At 74.3% G+C, this 4,211-nt stretch carries 4 protein-coding genes; 2 read left to right on the forward strand and 2 right to left on the reverse strand.

From position 1 onward, the window contains the following. Nucleotides 1-700 (reverse strand): SAM-dependent methyltransferase (locus IH13_RS0104070; protein ID WP_031081034.1); only part of this gene is annotated, 700 nt, incomplete at its 3' end. 96 nt (nt 701-796) lie between these two features. Here IH13_RS0104070 and IH13_RS0104075 point away from each other — a divergent pair. Both IH13_RS0104075 and IH13_RS0104080 read left to right on the forward strand, forming a co-directional pair. After that, nucleotides 797-2,005: a sensor histidine kinase gene (locus tag IH13_RS0104075; RefSeq protein WP_031081035.1), complete on the forward strand. Its 1,209-nt coding sequence runs from the start codon at nt 797-799 to the stop codon at nt 2,003-2,005. 70 nt (nt 2,006-2,075) lie between these two features. Continuing rightward, nucleotides 2,076-2,750 (forward strand): response regulator, encoded by a 675-nt coding sequence (locus tag IH13_RS0104080; protein WP_031081036.1) that lies wholly within the window; start codon nt 2,076-2,078, stop codon nt 2,748-2,750. A 93-nt stretch (nt 2,751-2,843) separates the two neighbouring features. Here the strand turns inward: IH13_RS0104080 and IH13_RS0104085 are convergent, their stop codons facing one another. Further along, the gene (locus IH13_RS0104085) at nt 2,844-3,941 is read right to left on the reverse strand and encodes a DUF5937 family protein (RefSeq protein WP_031081037.1); all 1,098 of its coding nucleotides are present in this window, start codon (nt 3,939-3,941) and stop codon (nt 2,844-2,846) included. Between the last annotated feature and the right edge of the window lie 270 nt (nt 3,942-4,211).

Raw genomic sequence — 4,211 nt, forward strand, 5'->3', positions numbered from 1 at the left:
CCTCGCGCCCCGCCCGGAAGCCGGTGAGCGTCCCGAACGGCGGCCTCGCCGCCCGTACGTGCGCGTAGTCCACCGCCACCGCGAGTCCGCCGGCCAGTGAACCGACCGCCCCGGCCCAGGCCTCGTCGCGCGGACGGCCGATCTCGGCGCGGTCGCCGGGACGGGACAGCGGCCACCAGCGCTCCAGCCACCGGGCGTCCTCACCCGCCACCGGGCCGCCCAGCCGCTCGGCCCCGTCGGACCGGCGGACCAGGACGTGCCGGGCCACCCCGTCCGCGTCGGCCTCGGCGACGTCCACCGGGACGTTGTCCAGCCACTCGTTGGCGAACAGCAGGCCCCGGGCGCCCTCGGGGACGCGGGCGGCCCACGCGATGTCCGGGTGCAGGCCCGGCGGGCGCGGGGCGAGCTCCACGGCGTACGCCCGTACGGTGAGCGAGGGGGCCTCGGACGGCAGCGCGGCCAGTACGCCGGTCAGCAGCTCGCCCCGGCCCGCACCCACGTCCACCAGGTCGACCGTGTCGCTCCCCAGCTCCCGGGCCGTACGGACCAGCAGCCGGGCGACGGCGGAGGCGAACAGTCCGGAGGCGTGCACCGAGGTGCGGAAGTGGCCCGCGGGCCCTTCCGGGCGCCGGTAGAACCCCCCGTCCCCGTACAAAGCGGTCCGAGTCGCTTCCCGCCAGCCGCACCAGTCATCCGTCACGTAGGCAAGTCTCCACCTTGGGGAGTACGGTCCCAGGACCCGGATCGGCCCTTCGGCTGACCCGGGCACCGATCCGCTGTCCCTACGCTGGGTAACGTGCAGCGCCTCTACGACTTCCTCCGCAGGCACCCGACGGGCGTCGACACCTTCTGGGCTGTCGTGCTCCTCGGGCTCTCCGGCGTGAACATCGTGGCGGACCAGGCCGGCGGCCGGGAACGCGTCGCCGCCGTGCCGATCGCCGTGGGACTGTGCGCGGTGGTGGCGCTGCGCCGGCGGGCACCGGAGAAGATGCTGCTGCTGGCGATCGGGACGGGCCTGGCCCAGCTGCTGCTCGGGGTCCGGCCGGGCGTGGCCGACTTCGCCCTGCTGGTGATCACCTACACGGTGGCGTCCGTCGGCGAGCGGTGGGCCTCGCGGCTCGCCCTGGCGTGCAGCCTCGGCGCGGCGGGGCTCTCGCGGCTGCGCTGGCCGCAGGAGGAGGCGCCGGCGGACGGCTGGGCGCAGGCGGTTTTCGTCGTCGTGGTGATGACCGTGCCGTTCGTCCTGGCCTGGGTGCTGGGGGACTCGGTGCGCACCCGGCGGGCCTACTTCAGTCAGCTGGAGGAGCGGGCCGCCCGGCTGGAGCGGGAACGCGAGGCCCAGTCCAAGGTCGCGGTGGCCGCCGAGCGCGCCAGGATCGCCCGGGAGCTGCACGACGTCGTCGCGCACAACGTCTCGGTGATGGTGGTGCAGGCCGACGGTGCCGCCTACGTCATGGAGACCTCCCCCGAGCAGGCCCGGCAGGCCCTGGAGACCATCTCCGGCACCGGCCGCCAGGCGCTCGCGGAGATGCGCAGGCTGCTCGGGGTGCTGCGGACGGGCGACGACCCGGAGAGCGGCGAGTACGTGCCCCAGCCCGACGTCCAGCAGATCGAGGAGCTGGTCGGCAAGGTCAGGGAGACGGGCCTGGAGGTGGACTTCAGGATCGAGGGCACCCCGCGCCCGCTGCCGACCGGGGTCGAACTCACCGCGTACCGCATCGTGCAGGAGGCCCTGACCAACACCCGTAAGCACGGCGGCCCGGACGCCGGGGCCAGTGTGCGGCTGGTGTACTTCGACGACGGGCTCGGTCTGCTGGTCGAGGACGACGGCCGTGGCGCCTCGCACGAGCTGTACGAGGACGGCGGCGCGGACGGCGCGGGGCACGGCATGATCGGTATGCGGGAGCGGGTCGGGATGGTGGGCGGCACCCTGGACGCGGGACCGCGCCCCGGCGGCGGGTTCCGGATCAGCGCGCTGCTGCCGCTCAAGCCGGCGAACCAGTGACGACGGCAGGCCGGCGGGAGCGGGCCGGTGACCTCAAGGACTCAAGGACTCAAGGACAGGACGGCCGCCCATGGCGATCCGCGTGATGCTCGTTGACGACCAGGCGCTGCTGCGCACCGGCTTCCGGATGGTGCTCGCGGCCCAGCCGGACATGGAGGTCGTCGCGGAGGCGGGCGACGGCCAGGAGGCGATCGACGTCCTCGCGTCGACGGCCGTCGACGTGGTGCTGATGGACGTACGCATGCCGCGGCTGGACGGCGTCGAGGCGACCCGGCGCATCTGCGCCCGGACCGATCCGCCGAAGGTGCTCATCCTGACCACCTTCGACCTGGACGAGTACGCCTTCTCCGGGCTGAAGGCGGGCGCCGGCGGTTTCCTGCTCAAGGACGTGCCGCCCGGCGAACTGCTCTCCGCGATCCGGTCCGTGCACAGCGGTGACGCGGTGGTGGCGCCGTCCACGACCCGCAGGCTGCTCGACCGGTTCTCCCCGATGCTGCCGAGCAGTGGCAGGGAGCCGCAGCACAAGCACGTCGAGCGGCTGACCGAGCGCGAGCGCGAGGTGACGCTGCTGGTCGCCCAGGGGCTGTCGAACGGCGAGATCGCGGGTCGGCTGGTGCTGTCCGAGGCGACGGTGAAGACGCACGTGGGCCGCATCCTGACCAAGCTGGGCCTGCGCGACCGCGTCCAGGTGGTCGTCCTCGCGTACGAGACCGGGCTGGTCAGGGCCGGCGGCCGGACGGGCTGACCGGTGGGGCGTCCCGGGCGGACCAAGGGTCCGCCCGGATACGTCGGCCCCGGACGGGCCCCCGGCACATCCGCCTCGGCCGACGGCCGCGGCTCAGCGCAGGATGCCCTCCAGGAAGTCGCTGCCCAGCCGCGCGACCACGGTCAGGTCCAGGGCGTGCAGGACGTACCGGCCGCGCCGGCGGGTGGTGATCAGGCCGGCCTTCTTGAGGACCGCCAGGTGCCGGGAGACCTCGGGCGCCGTGATGCCGTGCGAGTCGGCGAGCTCGCCCGTGGTGTACGGGGAACGGGCGAGGTTGCGGCACATCCGCATCCGCATCGGGTGGGCCAGGGCCTCCAGCCGGAGCTGGAGCAGTTCGACGGAGGCGGGTGAGGGCAGTTCGGGACGGAGCACCGGGTAGTGGATCACCGGTCGCCAGCCGGGGGCGTAGAGCACCTGGAGGTGCGGCCAGCCGAAGCTGGTCGGGACGAGGGTGAGGCCGCGGCCGGTGGCGTCGGCGCTGCCCTCCGACAGCTTGTCGATGTCGATCCGGCCGGCCTCCTCGTCCAGCGACAGGGCCGCGGAGGTCGCGGCCAGCGCCGCGGCGACGCCCTTGTGCCGCAGCACCTCCGTCTTGTGCCGGGCGTCGGCGGCCAGCTGGACCCGGACCCGCTGCCAGGTGTCGGCGAAGAAGGCCTTGTCGCAGTCCTCGAAGAGACGCCGCAGCCAGGCCCGCATCGAGCCCGGGTCGGCGAGGAGCTGCTTGCTGAACTCCGTCTGCGCCGGTCCCCGGGCCGCCGCGAGGTCCAGGACACGGCTCCGCATCCGGTCGTCGGTGAGCGGGGACCGCCCTCCCGACGAGTACAGCGCACAGGTGAACTCCAGGGCGGCGAGGACGAACCGTTCGTCGTCGAGCCGGTCGAGGACGTCCAGTTCCTCGGCGAGGGTCGCCCCGGTCCTGCCGTCGCCGCCGCGGACCCCGGCGAACGGCATGAAGACGTCGGAGAAGGTGGTCCGCCACAGGAAGTCCGCCTCGTGCAGCCGGTCGGCGAGGTCCGGATCCAGCGCGGCGGCCGTGGCGGTCGCCCAGCCGTGCAGCCCGGGGTGGTGCCCCGGCTCGGAGAGGGCGTGCAGGGCCAGGCCCAGCTCGGCGAGGGGAGAGGTCTCGAAGAGTATGTGTTCCGGGGCCAGGCCCGCGATGTCGATGTGCACGCTCACCCCTCCATGGTGGGGGCACCCGCACGAGGGCCCGCCCCGTTTGACGGGGGCCGTCAATCCACGGGACGGCGGTACGGCGCGGGGCCACGCCGGAGACATGGACATCGTCCAGCAGCAGATGCTCGCCAGCTACCGCGCGGCCCGGCACGGCGAGGCTCCGCCGCCGCTCCCCGGCCGCCACGACCGGGCCGTCCTGCGCGAACTCCGCGGGCGCCTCCGTGCCCGGACCGGCGGCCCCGCACCCCGCCCGCCGTCCCACGGACT

Source organism: Streptomyces sp. NRRL WC-3549, assembly GCF_000721935.1.
GTDB lineage: Bacteria > Actinomycetota > Actinomycetes > Streptomycetales > Streptomycetaceae > Streptomyces.

What these genes read in the sequence shown, in the direction of transcription:
- IH13_RS0104080 (WP_031081036.1), top strand. Translation starts at nt 2,076, where the DNA reads ATGGCGATCCGCGTGATGCTCGTTGACGACCAGGCGCTGCTGCGCACC.